The organism is Propionivibrio sp., from assembly GCF_017995515.1.
In the GTDB taxonomy this organism is placed as follows: domain Bacteria; phylum Pseudomonadota; class Gammaproteobacteria; order Burkholderiales; family Rhodocyclaceae; genus Propionivibrio.
In genome coordinates this window covers 1-20,750 of sequence record NZ_JAGOIT010000061.1, presented here as the reverse complement: position 1 = coordinate 20,750, position 20,750 = coordinate 1, and the positions used below count along the sequence as shown (strand labels likewise).

The window sequence follows — 20,750 nt, the reverse complement described above, 5'->3', positions numbered from 1 at the left end:
GCCTTGATCAGCATTTTTCGGGCGATGGGCGAGTCGTCGACCACCAGGACAGATACCGCCATTGAATTTCTCCGTGATGACCTGTCGTCTCTCGTACGCTCTGTCGTGCGTATGACGAAAGTAACATGGCCGGGTTTTTCGCGTAATGCCCGTGACCGCCCGGATTGACGTAGTGCGATGCGTTGGCGATTAAAACGATAAAGATGACAAATATGATAACAAAGACGTAGGGAAGTTCAAGCGATATTTTGCGGAGCTCTGGTGGAACGTTGCACGAAGGTCGGCAGCTACCGGCCACGAGGGGTGGGGGCCAGGAGCGCAGCTTGCTGCGCGAAGGTGGCTTTCCGCCGAAGCGCACGGCCATTCCTAACGCATTGTCGGTGTCGGCGCATGGCGATCGAGGGCGGCGATCAATTCGTTGCGCTTGATCGGCTTGGTCAGGTAATCGTCCATGCCGGTAGCCAGGTAACGCTCGCGGTCGCCGGCCATCGCGTGTGCGGTGACGGCGATGATCGGCAGGTGCCGTCCGTCCTGCGCTTCGCGTTCGCGAATCTTTTGCGTTGTTTCGACGCCGTCCATTTCCGGCATCTGGATGTCCATCAGCACGAGGTCGAAGGTCTGGGCGGCGACGTATTCAAGCGCCTCGCGGCCGGAACTCGCGAGGGCGACGTGGTGGCCGAGCTTCTTCAGGATGGCGACCATCAGCCGTTGATTGATCCGGTTGTCCTCGACGACGAGGATGCGGCGGGTAGCGTTTGTCGTCGGGCTGGCGCGCAACGACGGGCGGCCGGGGGCTTCGGCTTCCAGCGCTGCGACGGCGCACGGGAAGACGAAGCGGAAGGTGCTGCCCTTGCCTGGTTCGCTTTCGGCGCGCAAGGTGCCGCCCATGCGTGCGGCCAGTTCGCGCGAGATGGTCAGCCCGAGGCCGGTGCCGCCGAATTGACGGGTGACCGAGCTGTCGGACTGCGCGAAGGCTTTGAAGATGTGTTCGAGCTTGACCGCAGGAATGCCGATGCCGGTGTCGCTCACGGCAACCTCGAGGCGCACGTCGGCCGCGTCGGGCGGATCGAGGTTGGTCATGCGGATGCTGACGCCGCCCTGCTCCGTAAACTTGACCGCATTGCCGAGCAGGTTGGTGACGACTTGGCCGAAACGCACCGGGTCGCCGCACACGGCAGGCGGCACGGAGGCATCGAAGTTCAGATCCAGCGACAGCAACTTGGCCGTTGCCTGACCTTGCTGCGATGCGACGATCGATGTCAGGGTCTTGCGCGGGTCGAAGGCGATGCGCTCGATTTCCAGCCGTCCGGCCTCGATCTTCGAGAAGTCGAGAATGTCGTTGATGATGGTCAGGAGATTGTCGCCGGAGATCTTGACGATACCCAGGTACTCGCGCTGTTCGTCGGTCAGCGGCGAGTCGAGCAGCACTTCGGTCATGCCGAGGATGCCGTTCATCGGCGTGCGGATTTCGTGGCTCATGTTGGCGAGGAAGTCGCTCTTCGCGCGGTTGGCGCTCTTTGCTTCCTCAAGCGCGGCGGCAAGGTCGCGGGTACGCGCCTCGACCAGCTCCTGCAAGCGGTCGCGGTGCTGTTCGAGTTCGGCGGCCAGGCGCAGGCGCTCGGTGATGTCGCGCGCGGTGCACAACACGTAGTTGCGGCCACCCCATTCGATGCGCGTGGCGCTGATCTCGGCGTCGTAGACGCTGCCGTCCTTGCGCCGCTGCACGGTCAGGAAGGACTGGCCTTCGACCGACACGTTTCTGACCATCTCGAGCAGTTGTTCGCGCGAGTACTTGGCCTCCCAGTCGGCGATATGCAGCTGGCGGAGTTCTTCGCTCGTGTAGCCGAGCATTTCGGCGAACCTGCTGTTCGCCTCGAAGACGCTGCCGTCTTCGTTGAGCACCACGACGCCGTCGTGCATGTGCTCGAACAGCGCGCGCCGGCGCGACGCTTCGGCGGCAACCCGGGCTTCCGACTCGCGCTGCGCCTCTTCCTGCGTGGCAAGCGTGACGATCAGTTCGTCGAAGTGCCGCGCCAGCTGTCCGATTTCGTCATCCTGCCGATCCTTGCCGACGCGCACCGAGCGGTCGCCCTGGCGCAACGCCGTCATGGCGCCCGAGATGCGCGCGAGGCGCGCGGTGAGGTTCTGCGAGCTCCAAAGATGCAGTGAGGTCAGCGCCAGCATCGACAGCGAGAGCAGCGCGGCGATGCTGCCGAGCAGAATCCACTTTTCGCGCGTGTACGGGGCCTCGGGGAAGCCGGCGTAGATCATCCCGAGTTGTCGCCCCTCGCCGTCACGGATCGCTTCGTAGCCGGAGATCTGCCAGCTGTCGAGCACCTCGGCGCGGCGCGCCCAGGTCTTGCCGCCGTGCAGCACTTCGGCGGTGACCTCCGGGCTGGCGCGCGTGCCCAGCGCGCGAATGCCGTCGGCGAAGGTGATGTTGGTCGCGACGCGAATGTCGTCGAGGAAGATGGAGGTCGATCCGGCAACGCTGCCGATCTGCGGATTGACCGGAAAGACGATGTCGCGGATGTGGTCGATCAGCCCGGCATTGCGGTTGATGAGGATGCCGCCGAAGAGAATGGCGTCCGGGTGGCGCGAGGAGAGCGGGAAATGTACGGCGAAGTTGATGAACAGGGCGCGCGTCTCGCGGGTCTGGCTGCCGTCCTCCAGGGCGATGCGCGCGCGCTCGGCGAGCGCCGGTGAAACGGCGCCGAGTTGCGCGTCGGTCAATGCCTCGTATTCGACGGTGGCGACGCCCGTAAAAGCCTGTCGAGTCACGAAGGTTTCCGGGACCGGGCGACCGGCTTCATTGCCGCTGCTGGCGGCGATGATCCTGCCTTTGCTGTCGGCGATCAGGAGGAAGTCGAACTCGTTTTCACGCGCCAGCGCGGCGAGCGCGTCAGTCAGTTCCTTGTCGTGCGTCTTCGTGTTGGTGTAAGCCGCGAGCACCCGCGTCAGGCGTTCAGAGGTGGCGTGCTGCTTGAGGGTGTCGAGCGAACCTGCCTTGATCTGGTCGAGATAGGTGCGTACGCCTTCCACCTTGCCGAGCGCGTTCGAGGCCAGCGCGCGATCGAAGCTTGAGCCGCCCACGGCGATGACCACGGCCATGATCAGCGGAAAGGCGATCACGAAGGGGGCAAGACTCAGGGCGACCAGGCGGGCGCGCAGCGAATGAGTCCACCACGCCCGCCGTTGCTTCGGCGTTGCCGGATTCGCCGTGGAATGCATGGCAGGACCTAGCGCGCGGCGGTCTTTTCCACCTGATCCGGCTCGGCGTAGCTGCCCCGGCGGATGACCCGGAAATAGACTCGACGCCGCGTGTCGCCATTCGCGTCGAAGACGATTTCCTGCTGCAGCCCTTGATACGGTCCGGCGCGGAGTGCGGCGTCCTTGAGCGTTTCGCCGCGCTTGCGTTGCTTCAGCGCGTCAAGCACGACGGTCGCCGCGTCGTGCGCCGAGACCGTACTGTAGCCCGGCGGCCGCTGGAAGCGCTTGAAGTAGGCTTCGGCGAAGTCGCGGTAACGTGGTGACTGATCGTCGCGGTCGAAGTTCTGCACGATCAGCAGCCCCTCGACGAATTCGCCGCCGAGCTCGATCAACTGCTCGGTCGCCGCCCATTCGGCGGCACCGATCGGCAGCTTGGGCGCCTGCGTGCGCGCGGCCTGGGCGAAACGCGCGACGTCGAGCGCACCGGAAATGAAGAACAGGCTGTCTGGTTTCGCCGCAAGCATTTGTCCGACGACCTGCGCAAAGTCGGTATCCGTTGCCGATTCGTAGGGAACGGCAACGGCGATGGCGGCATGTTCGGCGGCGATCGCGGTCCGGAACTCGTTCAGCCACGATTCGGTGAAATTGCGGTTGCGCGTGTCGTAGGCGACGGCGATGTTGCGCTGGCCCAGCCCGGTCATCACCTTGGCGTAGTCCTGCGCGTTGTCACGCGTCGTGCGGTTGATACGGAAGAGGTTGTCGTCCTTGCCGTGGAAAGCCATCGACGTAATCGTCGGACTGACCTGGAAGATGCCGGCCTTGCCGGTGATCGGAACGATCGCTTCGGCCATGCCGCTGGTAAACGGGCCGATCACCGCCTCGACCTTGGCGTCGACCAGCTCCTGGGCCGACTTTTCCGCCGTCTCGCGCTTCTGCGCATCGTCGCGCGCGACGAGTTCGACGAGTCGGCCGTCGACCCCGCCGTTGCGGTTGAATTGTTCGATGGCCAGGGTGACGCCGTTGAGTCCCGACTGGCCGTTGTCGGAGTTGCGGTCGGAAAGGCCACCGATGAAACCGATCTTCAGCGGCGCCTGCTGCCCGCAACCAGCAAGCAGTGTGGTGGCAAGCAGGGCGGCGGCTGCGGCGAGGTAAGCGCGTGGTCGTGTCATCTGGACTCCTTTCGGTATTTTCTTTGGGATCCGGCGGTTAGCTCGTAAAATTGCTAGCGCACTTGATTTTAGCGCGAAAAACGCTATATTTGAAAAAAAAGATAATTTACCGGATTTATAGAGTTGCCATGGATGATCAATCTTGTTCGACGCGCGAAGCTGCGGAAGCCTTGGGAATCTGCGTTCGTACCGCCCAGCTGTGGGTAGAGCATGGCCGGCTGCGTGCGTGGAAAACGCCCGGCGGGCACCGGCGCATCCTGCGCGAATCGGTCAATGCCGAACTGCGTGCGCGTGAGAAGGAGTGCGGTGGCGGTTCGCAGAATTTCGACGTGCTGATCGTCGAGGACGAGCGCATCCAGCGCCAGATACTGCAGGCCAAGGTGGCCGGGGTCTCCGGTGAAATCAGCGTACGCACCGCCTACAATGGCGTGGAGGGGCTGATCAAGATGGGCGAGCGGCAGCCGCAGATTCTGGTCACGGATTTGATGATGCCGGGGGTTGATGGTTTTCATCTGCTCTCCACCTTGACGACCAGTCCGCTGATCAAACCGATGCAGGTGATCGTGGTCACGGCGATGAGCGACGAGGCGATACAGGAGAAGGGCGGTTTGCCGGAAGGCGTGGTGCTGTTCCACAAGCCGGTGCAGATTCCCGATCTGCTCGCGGTCATCCGCGCCTACTACAACGGCTGGAGCCTGCAACGCAAGACGCTGGGTTGATTCGGGGCATAGATCATGACGGGCAGCAAGGCGACGATCCTGGTGGTGGATGACGAGGCGAACAACCGTAACGTCATGGTCGCCCAGTTGGCCAGCGAAGGTTACGCGCTGGTGACGGCGGAAAGCGGCGAAGCGGCGCTCGAACTCATTGACCGGCGCCTGCCCGACCTTATCCTGCTCGACGTGATGATGCCCGGCATCAGCGGCTTCGACGTGGCCGAGATCCTCAAGTCGGAGGAGCGCACCGCCGGCGTCCCGATCATCATGCTCACCGCCCTGGGTGACAGCGATTCGCGCCTCACCGCCCTCACCCACGGCGCCGAGGAATTCCTGACCAAGCCGGTCGCGCGTGCGGAGTTGCTGGCGCGCATCAATAATCTGCTCAGGCTGAAGAAATATCAGGATCGCCTGGCCGATGAGGTCGCCCACCGGACCAGCGAGCTGGAAGACGCCAATCAGCAGGTCGGCGAGTTGCGCGGTCAACTGCTGCATTCGGAGAAGCTGGCGGCGATCGGTCAGCTGGCGGCGGGTGTGGCGCACGAGATCAACAACCCGGTCGGCTTCGTCAATGCCAACCTCGGCGCGCTCAAGGGCTACGTCAAGGATCTCCTGCGCATGCTGCGTGCCTATGAAGCGGCGTGTGGCGAAATGAAGATCGATTCCGCGGTCGACGCGAAGCTGCAGCAGCTGCGCCGCGACCTCGAACTCGATTACCTGCGCGACGATGCGCCGATCCTGATCGACGAATCGCTCGAAGGCCTCTCGCGCGTGTGCCGGATCGTCCAGGATCTGAAGTGCTTTGCCCACGCCGATGTGAACGAAGAGCGGATGTTTGCCGATCTCCACGAGTGTCTCGATTCGGCGCTCAACATCGCGACCAACGAAATCAAGTACAAGGCCGTCGTGGTGAAGGACTATGCGGCGCTGCCCGAGGTCGAGTGCGTCCCGTCACAGCTCAATCAGGTCTTCCTCAACCTTCTCGTCAACGCCGCGCAGGCGATGGCCGAGAGCGGGCGGGGCACCATCAGCGTGCGTACCCGCCGTGAAGGGGCGAAGGCCTGTGTCGAGATTTCCGATACCGGCTGCGGCATCGCGCCCGCGGTGTTGTCGCGGATATTCGAACCGTTCTTCACGACCAAGCCGGTGGGCATGGGCACCGGTCTCGGGTTGTCGCTCTCGTACGGCATCGTGCATCGGCACGGCGGGCAGATCGAGGTGGACAGCGTGGTGGGCAAGGGCACCACCTTCCGTGTCGTGCTGCCCATCTCGCGCCCGGAAACTGGAGAAGCTGTCTCTGCCGAGGCTGCGGCTGTGCAAACCCGCTGCGCGGCACTATCCTGAAACCATGCCAGGCCGGGGTCCGGTTCGTTGAACCTGAAAACCTCACCGCAAAGGCGCAAAGGCGCGAAGGCGCAAAGATCGCAAAGGAGACAACAGGTGGGTCGTACTTGACCATTCACCCTGTGGGTCAAGATGAAAGACAGGTGCTGCTCGCGTAACGCTTTGATTTTCTTTGCGAACCTTCGCGTCTTTGTGCAGTGAAGAATTATTGATACGGCGAGGTCATGTTTGAAGTCCGTTCGGGCTGAGCCTGTCGAAGGGAGGGCGGGCTTCGACAGGCTCAGCCCGAACGGAAATCGAGACTTCTTCGTGCCGGATCAATAAGGGAATGACGAATCTGTAATAAATCAGCGATTCCTTGAGTTTTTCAGGTTCAAATTTGAATCGAATCGTAAAAGGGAGCAGGAAAGACGATGACGACGATCTCGCGGCGGGATTGGCTCAAATACCTTGGCGCGCTGACCGCGGGGGGCGTCGTCGCCAACGTCTCCGGCTGTGCGGCGCCGAAGCGGAAACTGGTCGTCACCGCCGGTGCCTGGCCCGGCTATGAGCCCCTCTTCCTGGCGCGGCATCAGGGCTGGCTCGACCCCGAACAGATCCGGCTTGGCGAGGTGCCTTCCAACGCCAGCAGCATTCATGCGCTGGCCACCGGTGTCGCCGATGCGGCGGCGCTGACGCTCGACGAAGTACTGATGCTGCGCAGTCAGGGCATCGCGCTGACCATCGTGCTGGTCTTCAACATCTCTGCCGGGGCGGACATGCTGCTGGCCCGGCCGGAAATCGGTTCGTTGGCGGAATTGAAGGGGAAGCGCGTCGCCATCGAGCAGGGCACCTACGCGCCGCTGCTGCTCGATACGGCGCTGGCGGCGGCGGGCTTGCGCCGTGCGGACGTCACGACGGTGCACCTGCCGATCGGCGATCAGAGGCCGGCCTGGCGGAAAGGCGAAATCGATGCGGCGGTGACCTACGCGCCGTTTGCCGATGAACTGGTGGCGGCCGGCGCGCATCGCCTGTTCGACAGCCGCCAGATGCCCGACACGATCGTCGATGTGCTCGCGGTGCGTAACGAAAGCCTGAGCGCGGGCGGCGGCGACGCGCTGCGCCACCTGCTGGCGGCACACTTCCGGACGCTGGCCTTCCTGGCGGATGCGCCGGACGACGCGGCCAGACTGATCGGCGCGCGGCGCCGGTCGGAAGCGGTGGCGGTGGCGTCAGCCTACGACGGCCTGATTCTTCCCGATCTGGAAAAAAACCGCCTGCTGCTCGCCGGCGCCCAACCCGTATTGCTGGAAAAGGCGCGGCTGATCGGCGAGGCCATGCGGGGCGCCGGCCTGCTGTCCGGCAGCGATGACCTGAACGGTCTCGTCAATGGCGATTACTTTCCTGCCTCCAGGAAGGAGGGCGAGCGATGAAAAGGCGCATTTCGATTCTGCTCTTCGTGCCGCTGGTCGTGTTCGTTGCTTTCGCGGCGCTGTTGTGGGCGCTTCGCTTCACGATGGCGACGCATGACCGGGAAGATGTTTTTGCGCAGGCCAGCGGGCAGGTGTCGCGGCAGGCTTCACGTCTTGCGCGGATCGCCGAGGTCAATCTGGACGATCACATCGGCCAGCTCGAAGAGCAGGTGATGTTCGCGTCCATCGAAATGAATGCCTCGGCCGTCGTGGTGCTCGACCCGGCCGGGCGCGTCGTGCTGGCGCACGACAGCAGCTGGAAAGGGAGCCATTTCAGCAAAGTCCTGCCGAAGCTCGATGCCGAACGCTTTACGAAAACGACGTCATCGATCACCGCCAGCCGGGTTGGCGACATCGTTTCAAGCCATGTCGATATCCTGGTGCCCTTTGTTTTTCCTTCTTCAGCGCCGGGGATACCGCAACAGCACGGGGCGGTATTTGTCAGCACCGATTATGGCGACGTGCTTGCCGAGTATCAGCATCAGCATTTGCTCGATCAGCTGCCGATTCTCGGGACGCTCGCGGCTTTTTCTGTCTTGCTTGCGCTCTGGTTGTTTCTTGCCATCGTGCGTCCGCTGCGGCAATTGACCGAGGCCAGCCATGTTTTGCAAGAAGGCGGTGAGTTCAGCTGTAAAACGTCAGGTTTCGGGGAGGTTCGCGAACTGAGCGGCGCGTTTGGCGCCATGGCGACCGAGCTTGATGAGCAACGTGCTTCGCTCCTGGCAATCCAGGCCGATCTGCACGAGCGCATGAAGGAGTTGTCCTGTCTGTACGACGTGTTCCGGATTACCGGGAACGAGGATCTCGATGCGGAGCAGATGTTCCGCGCGGTGGCGGAGCGTCTTCCCGGGGCTGTGCGCTTCCCGGAACAGTGTTCGGGCGTTATCGAATGCGGTGACGCCCGCTATGGCGGGGAAGCCAGCGGGGTACAGGTTTGGGCCAGCTTCACGGGCGTCGACGGGCAAGCGGCGCGCGTTGGCGTTTGCTATCCGCAGCTTCCCGGCGGCGTCATTGGCGCGCCGTTCCGGGAGGAAGAAATCGACCTGATCGACGCCATTGCCGGGCGCCTGAACGGGGTGATCGGGCGCCGCGAAGCGGTGGCGCTGGCCGAGGACAAACGCGCGTTGGTCCAGGCCATCTTGGACCAGGCGCCGGATGCCATCGAACTGGCAGATGCCCGAACGCTGCGCTTCATCGAGGTCAACGAGGCCGCTTGCGAGCTGCTCGGCTACACGCGTGAAGAGCGCCTGGAGCAAACAGTGCACGACATCCAGGCGAAGATGAGCGCGTCGGATCTTCAGGCGATTACCGCGGAAATCGTCGCCTCGGGTGGCTCCACCTTCGAAACGACGCATCGGCGCAAGGACGGCACCCTGATCGATGCGCGCGTCAGCGTGCGACCGGTGCAGCAGGGAGGCAAGGATTACCTCGTCTCCATCTGGCGCGACATTACCGCGGAGAGGCTCGCCCAGGCCGAGTTGCACAAGTTGTCGCTGGTCGTCGAGCAGAGTCCGATTATGGTGATCATCACCGACCTCGACTGCCGCATCGAATACGTCAACCCGGCATTCACGCAGGCGACCGGTTACGCGCGGGAGAGCGTCATCGGCCAGAATCCACGTCTGCTGCAGTCGGGCAATACGCCACAGTCGACCTACGATGCGATGTGGCGGACGCTGCTGAGCGGCCAGCCATGGAAGGGCGAGTTCATCAACAAGACGCGGTACGGCACCGAGCAGATCGAATCGGCGGTGATTACGCCACTGCGCCAGCCGGACGGACGCATCACCCATTACGTCGCCGTCAAGGAGAACATCACGGTGCGCAAGCAGTACGAGGAGGAATTGCGCAAGCTGTACCTGGCCGTCGAACAGAGTCCGGAGAGCATCGTCATTGCCAACCTCGACGCGCAGATCGAGTACGTGAATGCATCATTCCTGCGCGTTACCGGCTACGCGCGAAACGAGGTGATCGGGCGCAATCCCCGCGTCCTCCAGTCGGGACGAACACCGCAGGCGACCTTCGATGCGATGTGGGCGTGCCTGGTCCGGGGCGAGACCTGGCAGGGCGAACTGTTCAACCGGCGCAAGGACGGCAGCGAGTACGTGGAGCTGGCCAACATCACCCCGGTTCGCCAGCCGGACGGCCGGGTTACGCATTACCTGGCGATCAAGGAAGACATCTCCGAAAAGAAGCGTATGGCTGAGGAACTCGAACAGCATCGGGCGCACCTCGAACAACTCGTCGAGCGCCGGACAGGCGAACTCGACGCGGCCCTCAAGGAGTTGAGCGCGCTGTTCGATGCGGCGAGCACGGGAATCGTTCTCTTGCGCGACCGCACGATCGTGCACTGCAACCACCGCCTGGAGGAAATGCTCGGCTACGCCCACGGCGAGCAACAGGGACAACCGACGCGCGTCTGGTACTTCGACGAGGAGACCTACGAGGCCATGGGGCGCGAGGTCTATCCACGCATGCAGCGGGGCGAAATCGACCTGCGCGAGATGCGTTTCAGGTGCAAGGATGGCCAGGGGCTGTGGTGCCGCGTATCGAGCCGGGCGATCAATCCCGAGCGGGTGGACGACGGTCTGGTCGTCGTCATCGACGATATCTCCGACGAGCGCGCGGCCGCCGAGGCGCTACGCCAGTCAATGGAGCGGCAACGGGCGATCTTCGAGGCGGCGAGCGCCGGCATCATGCTTGTCCGTCATCGGGCCATCGAGCACTGCAACCGTCGCCTTGAGGAATTGACCGGCTACGCGTCGGGCGAACTGCTCGGCCAGTCGGCCGAATGCCTGTACGCCGACAACAACGAATGGGTCTCCGCCGGTGACGAGCTCTACGCGACGCTGCGCAAGAACGAGAGCTACATCAATGAAAGCCAGTGCCGGCGCAAGGACGGCAGCACGTTCTGGGTGCGCCTGTCGGCGCACGCCATCGACGCTGGCAATCTCGCCGAGGGCGTCGTCGTCATGCTCGAAGACATCACGGTCGAGCGTGCCACCGTCGACGAACTGCGGCGGGCACATGCGCTGGCCGAGGCTGCGGCGCGCACCAAGTCCGAATTTCTCGCCAACATGAGCCACGAGATCCGCACGCCGATGAATGCCATTCTCGGCATGGCGCATCTGGCCATGGGGACCGAACTCTCGCCGCGTCAGCGCGACTACCTGGCCAAGATCCAGGCCTCCGGCAAGCATCTTCTCGGCGTTATCAACGACATCCTCGATCTGTCGAAGATCGAAGCCGGCAAGATGGGCGTCGAGCGCATCGAATTCGACCTCGGGCAGGTGCTGACCAACGTCGTTGGCGTCGTTGGCGGCAAGGCCGAGGACAAGGGACTGGAATTTCTCGTCGAGGTCGACGAAAACGTGCCGACGTTTCTGGTCGGCGACCCGCTGCGTATCGGGCAGATTCTCATCAACTTCGCCAACAACGCGATCAAGTTCACCGAGTCCGGTGAGATTTCCATCGCCGTCAGCGTTGTCGACGAGTCGGCGCAAGGCGTCATGATCAGGTTCGCGGTCAGCGATACCGGCATCGGCATCGAGCCCGATGTGCGCGAGCGCCTGTTCGCCAATTTCGAGCAGGGCGACTCCTCGACTACGCGCAAGTATGGCGGCACCGGTCTCGGCCTCGCCATCTCAAGGCAGCTGGCCGAGTTGATGGGCGGCACGGTCGGCGTCGACAGCACGCTTGGTCAAGGCTCGGTCTTCTGGCTCGAAGTGTCCCTGGCGCGCGGTGCCGAGGGCGGGGAGCGTCCGCTGCCGCCGACCGGCTATCGCGGTCGCCGCATCCTCGTCGTTGACGACAATCGGCACGCGCGCGAGGCGATCTGCGCCATGCTGCATTCGATGACCTTCATCGCCGTTGCGGTCGCCTCCGGCCACGATGCGGTGACCGAAGTGCTGCGCGCGGCGAGCGTCGGGGCGCCCTACGACGCGATCTGCCTCGACTGGAAGATGCCGGTCATGGACGGCATCGAGACGGCGCGCGAAATCGCCAAGACGATGGCCGGGCGCGTGCCGCGCCTGATCATGGTCACCTCGTACGGGCGTGATGAGGTCATTCGCTCGGCAGATGCGGCGGGGATCGTCGAGCTGCTGACCAAGCCCGTTTCACCGTCGATGCTGTTCGACGCGCTGATGCGTACTTTCGGCGACGGACAGGCGCAGACGGTCGGGCGCGTCGATCAGTCGGCTGCCGATGCCGAACTGGAAGCCATCGCCGGCGCGCACGCGCTTGTCGTCGAAGACAACGAGATCAATCAGGACGTCGCTTACGGTCTGCTGCGCCTCTTTGGTCTTGAGGTCGATATCGCCGAGAACGGTGAGGTCGCGCTGGCGATGATTGCCAATCGCCCCGGCGGCCAGCCTTACGACATCGTCTTCCTTGACATGCAGATGCCGGTCATGGACGGTCTGAGCGCTGCGCGTGCCATCCGCGGGCAGCCGCAGCATGCCGACTTGCCGCTCGTCGCCATGACGGCCAATGCCCTGGCGGGTGACCGCGAGCGCTGCCTGCAGGCCGGGATGAACGATCACATCGCCAAACCGATCGACCCCGCCGAGCTGCGGGCGAAATTGCTGCAGTGGGTGAAAGTGCATGAGCCAAGGGCGGTGCGGCGGGAGATGGCCGACACGCCGTCCGTCGAAGCGTCGGCCGACACCGCGATCGAGGCGTACGGCGGGATCGACGGGCTCGATGCCGCTGCCGGCCTGCGCTTCATGATGGGTAACTCGGCGCGCTATTCGCGCCTGCTGCGCAAGTTCGCCGAAGGAAACGCCGATTTCGCCTCGCGCATGGCGCAGGCCATCGCTGCGGCCGACTGGGCAGCGGCCGAACTGATGGCGCACTCGCTGCGCGGCGTTGCCGCGCAGTTGGGCGCGGCCGGGGTCAGCAGCGATGCCAGGCAACTGGAAACGCTGGCGAAGGCGCACGATGCCGGCTGGCAGGATGAGGCGTCGGCCTTGCTCGCCGAACTCGCGCCGCGTTTCGCGACGCTGATCGCAGCGATCCGCGAGCGCAGTCCGGAGAAAGCGCACCATGCTCCGGCGCGGCACCATGCGAGGATATCGCTGGGCGAAGTGCGCGCGACGCTGCTGCGCCAACTCGAACGCGCCGATCCCCTGAGCCACGAGACGCTTGAGCATAACGCCGCGCTGCTCAGTCCGGCCCTGGGCGAAGACTTCTTCGGGCAACTGCTCGCGCTGGTCGATAATTTCGACTTTGACGGCGCGCTGCTTCTGCTGCAAAACCGCTGGCAAGCGCCGAAACAGTGATCCTGAAAAACTCGGTTCTTCACCGCAAAGGCGCAAAGATCGCAAAGGTTCGCAAAGAAAATCAAGGCGCTACGCGAACGGCACCTGTCTTCCATCGCCACCCACAGGGTGAATGGTCAAGTACGATCAACCTGTTATTTCCTTTGCGATCTTTGCGCCTTCGCGCCTTTGCGGTGAGGTTTTCAGGATGATCGCTCTGCGCTTCGTGCGCCCGCCTTCGGGCCCGAGGGCGCAGATGGCTGTATACTTTCCGGCCGTTCATTGTCCCCGTCTGCCATGTCCATACCGAAACAAATTGGTCTCGTCTCGCTAGGCTGCCCGAAAGCCTTGGTCGATTCCGAGCAAATCGTCACCAAGCTGCGCGCCGAGGGCTACCTCATCTCGCCGTCGTACGAAGGGGCGGACCTCGTGGTGGTCAACACCTGCGGCTTCATCGACGCGGCGGTCGAGGAGTCGCTCGACGCGATCGGCGAGGCCCTGGCGGAAAACGGCAAGGTGATCGTCACCGGTTGCCTGGGGGCGAAGGAGGCGCTCATCCGCGAGGCGCACCCGCGCGTGCTGGCGATCACCGGGCCGCACGCGTCGGACGAGGTGCTGCAACACGTGCACGCGCATCTGCCGCAGCCGCACGACCCGTTTACCAGCCTCGTGCCGCCGGCCGGCATCAAGCTGACGCCGCAGCATTTTGCGTACCTCAAGATTTCCGAAGGCTGCAACCACAGCTGCACCTTCTGCATCATCCCGTCACTGCGCGGTCCGCTCGTCAGCCGGCCGATCGGCGACGTGCTCACCGAAGCGAAGCACCTCGCCGAAGCCGGCGTGCGTGAGCTGCTGGTCATCTCGCAGGACACCAGCGCCTACGGCGTCGATGTGAAATACCGCACCGGCTTCTTCGGCGGGCGTCCGGTCAAGACGCGCCTGAAGGAATTGTGCGAGGCGCTGGCCGAATTCGGCATCTGGGTGCGCCTGCACTACGTCTATCCGTACCCGAGCGTCGATGACCTCGTCCCGCTGATGGCCGAGGGCAAGATCCTGCCGTACCTCGACGTGCCGTTCCAGCACTCGAATGCGCGCATCCTCAAGGCGATGAAGCGGCCGGCGAGCGCCGAGAACAACCTGGAGCGCATCCGCGCCTGGCGCGAGATCTGCCCCGACATTACCATCCGCAGCACCTTCATCACCGGCTTCCCGGGCGAGACCGAGGCCGAGTTCGAGGAACTGCTCGAGTTCATCGAAGAAGCGCGGCTCGACCGCGTCGGCTGCTTTGCCTACTCGCCGGTCGAAGGCGCCGCCGCCAACGAACTGCCGGGCGCCGTGCCCGATGAGGTGCGCGAAGAGCGCCGGCGCCGCCTGATGGACGTGCAGGAAGACATCTCCGCCGAGCTGCTTGCCGCCAGGATCGGGCGCGAGATCGAAGTGCTGGTCGACGCGGTTGATGACGAAGGCACCATCGCGCGCTCGGCGTCGGACGCGCCGGAGATCGACGGCCTTGTTTTCATCGACGAATTCTTCGACGCCGAGCCGGGCGACTTCCTGCGTGTGAAGGTGGTCGATGCGGATGAGCACGACCTTTACGCCGAAATCGCAGAAACCGCCGAGAACCCATAGCCAGACCTGCACGCTTGCACGCCCGGAGTAATCCCCTGAATCCCTCGAATCTGATTGAGCAACTCGGCGCCATCGTTGGCGCCGGGAATGTGCTGACTGCCGCCGACGACACGGCACCGTATCTCATCGACTGGCGCGGCCGCTATCGTGGCGCGGCGGCTTGTGTGGTGCGTCCCGCGACGACCGGGGAGGTTTCGGCCATCGTCCGGTTCTGCGCGCAGCACGGCGTGCCGATGGTGCCGCAGGGCGGAAACACGAGCCATTGCGGTGCGAGCATCCCGGACGCGAGCGGCACCGCCGTCCTGATCAGCCTGTCGCGCATGAACCGCATCCGGGCCGTCGATCCGGTCAATAGCACGATCACCGTCGAAGCCGGCTGCGTGCTGCAGACGATCCAGGAGAAGGCGGTCGAGCATAACCGCCTCTTTCCGCTCTCGCTCGCCGCCGAGGGGAGCTGCCAGATCGGCGGCAACCTCTCGACCAACGCCGGCGGCGTGCATGTGATGCGCTACGGCAACATGCGCGAGCTGACGCTCGGGCTCGAAGTCGTGCTGCCGAGCGGTGAGGTGTGGCACGGCCTGCGCGGCCTGCTCAAGGACAACACCGGCTACGACCTCAAGCAGCTGTTCATTGGCGCCGAGGGCACGCTCGGCATCATCACGGCGGCGGTGCTGAAGCTCTTTCCGCTGCCCGCCGCGACGGCGATCGCCTGGCTGTCGGTCGATTCGCCGCGCGCCGCGGTGCGCCTGCTCGGCGATCTGCAAGCGACCTTCGGTGCGACGCTGACCGCGTGCGAACTGGTGTCGCACGTCTCGCTCGGTTTCGTGCTGCGGCACATTCCCGGTGCGCAAGCGCCGCTCGCCGAGAGTCCGTGGTATCTGCTCGTCGAGCTTTCGGGCGGTGGCGACGACGCGACGCTGCGCGGCGCGCTCGAGGAGTTTCTCGGCAACGCGCTGGAGAGCGAGGCGATCACCGACGGCGTCATCGCGCAGAGCGGCGATCAGGCCAAACGCCTGTGGGCGTTGCGCGAGACGATCAGCGAGGCGCAGAAGATCGAAGGCATCAGCATCAAGCACGACATCTCGGTGCCGGTTTCGAAGATTGCGGAGTTCGTCGAACGCACGGATCGCGCGCTCCAGGAGGCGTTCCCCGGCATCCGCATTGTCACCTTCGGCCACCTCGGCGACGGCAATCTGCACTACAACCAGTCGAAGCCGGAAGCCGGCGAGAACGCGGCGTTCATATCATCGCAGCCTGAGGTCAACGCGATCGTGCACGACCTCGCGCATGAACTCGGCGGCAGCATCAGCGCCGAGCACGGCATCGGCCAGCTGAAGCGGCAGGAGATGCTGCGCTACAAGGACGCGCTGGAAATGGAGATGATGCGCTCGATCAAGCGCACCTTCGACCCGCAGGGATTGATGAATCCGGGCAAGGTGCTCTGAGCGTGTTTATCCGCGCGCGTTGAGCCTCGCCAACTGGCGGTCGTGCCAGGACGAGAAGAACGCCAGCGCGACAACCGCCCCGATCAGCGCCAGCAGCATGTCCGACTGCGTATCCCACGCGTAGCCCTGCGTGCCGAGGAACTCGTCGGCGCCCTGGCCGGCGAGCACGGCGACCCACCATTCGATCAGCTCGTAGAAGGCGCTGATCGCCAGCACGACACAGGTGATCAGGAAGTCGCGCATCCTCCGGCCATTGACGAACGCGCCGCGAATCAGGATCTCGCGCGTGACGAGGGCGGGGACGAAGCCCTGGAAGAAGTGGCCGATCTTGTCGTACGGATTGCGCGTGAGATGCAACAGGTCGGCGATCTGGAAGCCGAGCGGCACGCGTGCGTAGGTATAGACGCCGCCCAGGATCAGGACCAGGCAATGCACGAAGATGCACACGTAGAGCAGCGTGGTCAGCGGAAAGCGGCGGTAGGTGGCGACCATGAGCACGAGCGCGACGGCGGCGGGGAAAACTTCCAGCGCCCAGGTCATCCGGTCATACGGTGCGAGGCCGGAATAGACGAGGATGCCGAGCAACAATGCGGCGAAAACGGAAAGCGTTCGGGTGCGTGGGTCGGTCATGGGAAAGGGCCTTTGTGCCGTTGCCGGAAGGGGTATTATCCCACCCGGTGCCGCGATGCCGTCCAACCAGAAGAACACGGCGCAGCGTGGTGCCGGAGCGTTATGGATACGGTGAGGGAATGTTTGAAGTCCGTTCGCCCTGAGCTTGTCGAAGGGAGGGCGGGCTTCGACAGGCTCAGCCCGAACGGAAGTTGGGACGGGAAGTCGAGACTTCCTCGTGCCGGATCAATAGGCCAAAAATGCGGAGCGCGCGTCCACCGTCGTATCAACCTGAAAAACCCGGTTCTTCACCGCAAAGATCGCAAAGGTTCGCAAAGGAAATCAAAGCGCTACGCGAACAGCGCGTATCTTTCGTAGTAACCCCCAGGGTGAATGATCCAGTACGATCTCCCCCGTTGTTTCCTTTGCGATCTTTGCGCCCTCGCGCCTTTGCGGTGAGGTTTTCAGGACCAATCGATTTTGCGGATTGTTGAATGGGAATGTCTATGAATTTGATGAGCTTTTTGACGAAGTTCAGCTGGCTCGACTGGATCGGGCTCGCCTTGTTCGTGGCGAGCTGGATCGGTTACGAACAGGTGGTCGAGCACGGCTGGTTCCGCACCAAGCGGCTGCGTGAGGAAACCAACAAGCTGCGCCTCAAGTGGGCCTACGTCATGCTCAAGCGCGACCCGCGCGTCAGCGACGCGGCGATGATCGCCAACCTGCTGCCCAGCCTCTCCTTCTACGCCAACACCACGATCTACATCATCGCCGCGCTGTTCGCCGCGCTGGGCGCGATCGACCAGCTGATGAGCACCGCGTCCGACCTCCCGTTCGCCCGCGTGCTCTCGCGCGAAGCGATGGAACTCAAACTGTTGATCCTGATCGGCGTCTTCGTGATCGCCTACTTCAAGTTCACCTGGTCGCTGCGCCAGTTCAACCTCTTGACGATCGCGCTCGGCGCCGTGCCGCTGGTCGGCACCGACGCGGAAATGGAGAAGCACGCGCGCAAGTTCGCCGCCGTCAATTCCTGCGCCGGCAACGACTTCAATCGCGGCCTGCGCGCGTACTACTTCGGCATGGCGGTCATGGCCTGGATGGTCTCGGCCTGGCTCTTCATCCTCTCGACTTTCCTGATCGTCTTCGTCATGGCGCGCCGCGAGTTCGCCTCGCCGGTGTTCAAGGCGCTCAGCGAGTTCGCCGAGGACTGAGAGGTTGTGAATAAATGCCGAAACACCCACCACAGAGACGCAGAGACGCAGAGTTTTCGCGGAGAAAACCTCTGGCAACGGCGTTTTTTCTCTGCGTTTCCTCTGCGCCTCCGTGCCTCTGCGGTGGGCTTTGAGTTTTTTCACAGACTCTGAGCGGGATCGTGTCGGGCGGGGTAATCAGGCCGCAAAAGCACAGGCCGCAAAAGCAGGCCGCAAGTTCAGGCCGCCATTACCCTGTTCCTGCCGTTGCGTTTTGCGGCGTAGCGGTAAAGAACATTCGCGAGAATGACGCTGAAGACGATCAGGATCGAGCATGAGAAGAGCATGCTGCTTCTGAAGATCTCTTTTCTTACCGAGTTGTTTGCTGCTTTACCCATATGGCAGTCTTGTCTGCGCCGCAACGCGACGTATGGCACCCGGTCCCAACCGTTGTCATCTGAACGACCGATGTGGGGCGTTCGGCGAAGTGGCCATTTTGTGGGTGAGTTGTTGGCTTGGCAAGCCGATGGATGGACAAAACGATGATTGCCGGTTTCGGGGACGGCGATCTTCAGGCAATCCGGGACGCACTATTCACGGCTGTGGCGCGCCGTTTTGTCTGAGAGTTTGTGAGTAAATGCCGAAACACCTACCACAGAGTCACAGAGACGCAGAGTTTTCGCAGAGAAAGCCCTTGGAAACGGCGTTCCTCCTCTGCGTTACCTCTGCGCCTCCGTGCCTCTGCGGTGGATTTCGAGTTTTCTCACAGACGCTGAGCGCAAAAGCAAGAGGGGGGCTCATCGGCACCCTTCCTCGGAGAAACGTGATCAGTGCACCGAAGTCGGCGTTTCCGGCACGTTGCTGAACAACTCGTCGATGTCGGCCTTGTCAAAACGGTACTCGTGATTGGCGAGGTCGTCGCGAATGACGATGACGCCGCGTTCCTTGACTACCGCATAGACATCCTCGCGCCCGAGCGAGCGCAGCATGTTGCCGACCTTCACGCGATCTTCCGGGCTGTTGTTGGTCACCCGTTGTTCGTCGAATACGCGCACGGTCTCCTCGTGGAAGAGGCGCGTCAGCAGTTCCTCGGCCGGGAGGTCGAGCAGTTCCTCGGGCTTCGCCGTCGCCGCCAGCGCCTCGACGCGCGCCCAGCCGTCGGGATCGCGCGCATCGGTCGACGGCATCTTCTGAATGAAAAGTCCCGCCGCGCCTTCCGCCGTCGCCGCCAGGAAAAAGCGCGACGACAGTTGTTCCGATTGCTGCAGATAGTGTTCGAAAACCTCGGCGATGGTATTGCCGGTGAGCGGCACGACGCTCTGGTACGGCTCCTTCATCGACGCCATGTCGAGCGACAAGAGCATTTGCCCTTTACCGAGCAGATTGACGAGCGACGCGGCAGCGATCTTCTCGCCGTGTTGTGCCATGCAGCGGAGGTTGAGCGATTCGCTGCAGTCGATCACAAGCAGGGATACCGGCCCTTCGCCGCGCAGCTGGATGGTCAATCGACCCGGATGTTTCAAATTGTCGGCGAGAAGCAGGGTGGTCACGCTCATCTGGCCCAGGAGTTCGACGACAGGCGCCGGATAATTGCGATTGACCAGCAGGCTTTGCCACACCGAGTCCAGGCGAACGACCGCGCCCCGGATGTCGAGGTCTTCAAACAGAAAGCGTTGCACGTAGTTGTTCATCACTTGAATTCCGCAGCGTAGTTTTCAGGAGCGAAGCCGACGATCAGCTTCGCACCGGTATCGAGCACCGGCCGCTTGATCAGCGCCGGGTAATTGGTCATCAGCGTCAAGGCTTTGGCCTCGTCGACGTCGGCACGTTCCGCGTCCGAGAGCTTTTTCCACATCAGCCCACGCGTGTTGAGCAGTACCTTCCAGCCCGCGCGGCGGTTCCAGTCGGGCAGATGCTCCGCCGCCACACCGGCCTTCTTGTAATCGACAAATTCGCAGGCGATGCCGTTGGCGGCCAGCCAGGCCAACGCCTTCTTCATCGTGTCGCAGTTCTTGATGCCGTAGATGCGACAGGCCTGTTTACTGAGTTTGGGGGTCATTTTTGTCTAAAACTCCGCTTTTTGTCTAAAACTATTTAGCTTTTCTTCGCGTGGCAGGTATGGCAATCGGGATTTCCTTCGATCTCAAATAGCGTTTGTGTGACTGCTCGCTGGTGTGTCCGAGCAGCTTCTTCGAGTCCAGTCCTTGCGCCTCGGCATCCGTCCTGGCCTTCGGTCGAAGGTCGTGCATTCTAGCGTCAGGAATGTCGGCTGAGGTCGTTGCCCGCAACCAAAGCGTTCTGACTGTCGAGTAGGAGAGCGGTTTGCCCTGGCGGGTAAGCGATTGCCGTGACGGCGCCATAGGCGTCGGTATATTGCTGCGTTACCATGGCATTGACGAGCGGTCGAACTGGGCGACGGCACCAACAGTAGCGTGTGTCCGGGATGCGTCCGAAACGCGCCTCGTCCTGGAACATCAGCCGCAGCGGCCGGTCGTTGTTCCAGCTCGCCACGATCTGATCCAGATTCCCCTGGAGTTTTTTTCCAGTCCTCACGCGCCGAAGGATTTCCCTGGGGATGGGCCGTGTCAGGCGCCGGCTTGCGCCAGCCATTGCGCGCCAGCATCCGATAGATCGTCGATAGCGCAACCGGCTTGCCCAGTCGTTCAGCGATCTGTTCCCTGAGGGGAGGCACGACCACCACGCCCCCTTGCTGTAACGCGTACGCA

13 protein-coding genes are annotated in these 20,750 nt (G+C 63.1%); 7 read left to right on the top strand and 6 right to left on the bottom strand.

Going from position 1 to position 20,750, the window contains the following annotated elements:
- Positions 1–366: 366 nt before the first annotated feature.
- On the bottom strand, positions 367–3,231 hold the full coding sequence (locus KBA32_RS11130; RefSeq protein WP_294358918.1) for a response regulator: 2,865 nt from the start codon (positions 3,229–3,231) through the stop codon (positions 367–369).
- Positions 3,232–3,239: 8 nt separating this feature from the next.
- Positions 3,240–4,379, bottom strand: a complete 1,140-nt coding sequence (locus KBA32_RS11125; RefSeq protein WP_294358914.1) for an ABC transporter substrate-binding protein — start codon at positions 4,377–4,379, stop codon at positions 3,240–3,242.
- Positions 4,380–4,507: 128 nt separating this feature from the next.
- Here KBA32_RS11125 and KBA32_RS11120 point away from each other — a divergent pair, with 128 nt between their 5' ends.
- The 6 genes from KBA32_RS11120 (at position 4,508) to KBA32_RS11095 (ending at position 16,225) form a co-directional block, all read left to right on the top strand.
- Positions 4,508–5,098: a response regulator gene (locus KBA32_RS11120; protein ID WP_294358911.1), complete on the top strand. Its 591-nt coding sequence runs from the start codon at positions 4,508–4,510 to the stop codon at positions 5,096–5,098.
- Positions 5,099–5,113: 15 nt separating this feature from the next.
- The gene (locus KBA32_RS11115) at positions 5,114–6,439 is read left to right on the top strand and encodes a response regulator (RefSeq protein WP_294358909.1); all 1,326 of its coding nucleotides are present in this window, start codon (positions 5,114–5,116) and stop codon (positions 6,437–6,439) included.
- Positions 6,440–6,852: 413 nt separating this feature from the next.
- Positions 6,853–7,851, top strand: a complete 999-nt coding sequence (locus KBA32_RS11110) for an ABC transporter substrate-binding protein (RefSeq protein WP_294358905.1) — start codon at positions 6,853–6,855, stop codon at positions 7,849–7,851.
- The gene (locus tag KBA32_RS11105) at positions 7,848–13,172 is read left to right on the top strand and encodes a PAS domain S-box protein (RefSeq protein WP_294358902.1); all 5,325 of its coding nucleotides are present in this window, start codon (positions 7,848–7,850) and stop codon (positions 13,170–13,172) included. Before KBA32_RS11110 ends, KBA32_RS11105 begins: the two co-directional genes overlap by 4 nt.
- A gap of 276 nt (positions 13,173–13,448) precedes the next feature.
- The gene (rimO, locus tag KBA32_RS11100; RefSeq protein ID WP_294358901.1) at positions 13,449–14,780 is read left to right on the top strand and encodes a 30S ribosomal protein S12 methylthiotransferase RimO; all 1,332 of its coding nucleotides are present in this window, start codon (positions 13,449–13,451) and stop codon (positions 14,778–14,780) included.
- A gap of 14 nt (positions 14,781–14,794) precedes the next feature.
- Complete coding sequence (locus KBA32_RS11095) at positions 14,795–16,225, top strand: FAD-binding oxidoreductase (RefSeq protein ID WP_294358899.1); 1,431 nt, start codon at positions 14,795–14,797, stop codon at positions 16,223–16,225.
- 6 nt (positions 16,226–16,231) lie between these two features.
- Here the strand turns inward: KBA32_RS11095 and KBA32_RS11090 are convergent, their stop codons facing one another.
- Complete coding sequence (locus tag KBA32_RS11090) at positions 16,232–16,855, bottom strand: DUF2238 domain-containing protein (RefSeq protein WP_294358896.1); 624 nt, start codon at positions 16,853–16,855, stop codon at positions 16,232–16,234.
- 494 nt (positions 16,856–17,349) lie between these two features.
- Here KBA32_RS11090 and KBA32_RS11085 point away from each other — a divergent pair, with 494 nt between their 5' ends.
- Positions 17,350–18,045 carry a DUF599 domain-containing protein gene (locus KBA32_RS11085; RefSeq protein ID WP_294358893.1) on the top strand — a complete coding sequence of 232 codons (696 nt, stop codon included), beginning with the start codon at positions 17,350–17,352 and terminating at the stop codon, positions 18,043–18,045.
- Positions 18,046–18,851: 806 nt separating this feature from the next.
- Here KBA32_RS11085 and KBA32_RS11080 read toward each other — a convergent pair.
- The 3 genes from KBA32_RS11080 to KBA32_RS11070 form a co-directional block, all read right to left on the bottom strand.
- Entirely contained in the window at positions 18,852–19,715 is an 864-nt protein-coding gene (locus KBA32_RS11080) for an Hsp33 family molecular chaperone HslO (protein WP_294358889.1), read from the bottom strand.
- Positions 19,715–20,083 carry an arsenate reductase gene (locus KBA32_RS11075; RefSeq protein WP_294358886.1) on the bottom strand — a complete coding sequence of 123 codons (369 nt, stop codon included), beginning with the start codon at positions 20,081–20,083 and terminating at the stop codon, positions 19,715–19,717. The genes KBA32_RS11080 and KBA32_RS11075 overlap by 1 nt, the downstream gene beginning before the upstream one ends.
- An 84-nt stretch (positions 20,084–20,167) precedes the next feature.
- Positions 20,168–20,716 carry a winged helix-turn-helix domain-containing protein gene (locus tag KBA32_RS11070; RefSeq protein ID WP_367113775.1) on the bottom strand — a complete coding sequence of 183 codons (549 nt, stop codon included), beginning with the start codon at positions 20,714–20,716 and terminating at the stop codon, positions 20,168–20,170.
- Positions 20,717–20,750: the final 34 nt, after the last annotated feature.

Coding starts and splice junctions, on each gene's coding strand:
- KBA32_RS11120 (WP_294358911.1), top strand. CDS start 4,508: ATGGATGATCAATCTTGTTCGACGCGCGAAGCTGCGGAAGCCTTGGGA.
- KBA32_RS11085 (WP_294358893.1), top strand. CDS start 17,350: ATGAGCTTTTTGACGAAGTTCAGCTGGCTCGACTGGATCGGGCTCGCC.
- KBA32_RS11080 (WP_294358889.1), bottom strand. CDS start 19,715: ATGAACAACTACGTGCAACGCTTTCTGTTTGAAGACCTCGACATCCGG.
- KBA32_RS11105 (WP_294358902.1), top strand. CDS start 7,848: ATGAAAAGGCGCATTTCGATTCTGCTCTTCGTGCCGCTGGTCGTGTTC.
- KBA32_RS11130 (WP_294358918.1), bottom strand. CDS start 3,231: ATGCATTCCACGGCGAATCCGGCAACGCCGAAGCAACGGCGGGCGTGG.
- KBA32_RS11115 (WP_294358909.1), top strand. CDS start 5,114: ATGACGGGCAGCAAGGCGACGATCCTGGTGGTGGATGACGAGGCGAAC.
- KBA32_RS11090 (WP_294358896.1), bottom strand. CDS start 16,855: ATGACCGACCCACGCACCCGAACGCTTTCCGTTTTCGCCGCATTGTTG.
- KBA32_RS11075 (WP_294358886.1), bottom strand. CDS start 20,083: ATGACCCCCAAACTCAGTAAACAGGCCTGTCGCATCTACGGCATCAAG.
- rimO (WP_294358901.1), top strand. CDS start 13,449: ATGTCCATACCGAAACAAATTGGTCTCGTCTCGCTAGGCTGCCCGAAA.
- KBA32_RS11110 (WP_294358905.1), top strand. CDS start 6,853: ATGACGACGATCTCGCGGCGGGATTGGCTCAAATACCTTGGCGCGCTG.
- KBA32_RS11125 (WP_294358914.1), bottom strand. CDS start 4,379: ATGACACGACCACGCGCTTACCTCGCCGCAGCCGCCGCCCTGCTTGCC.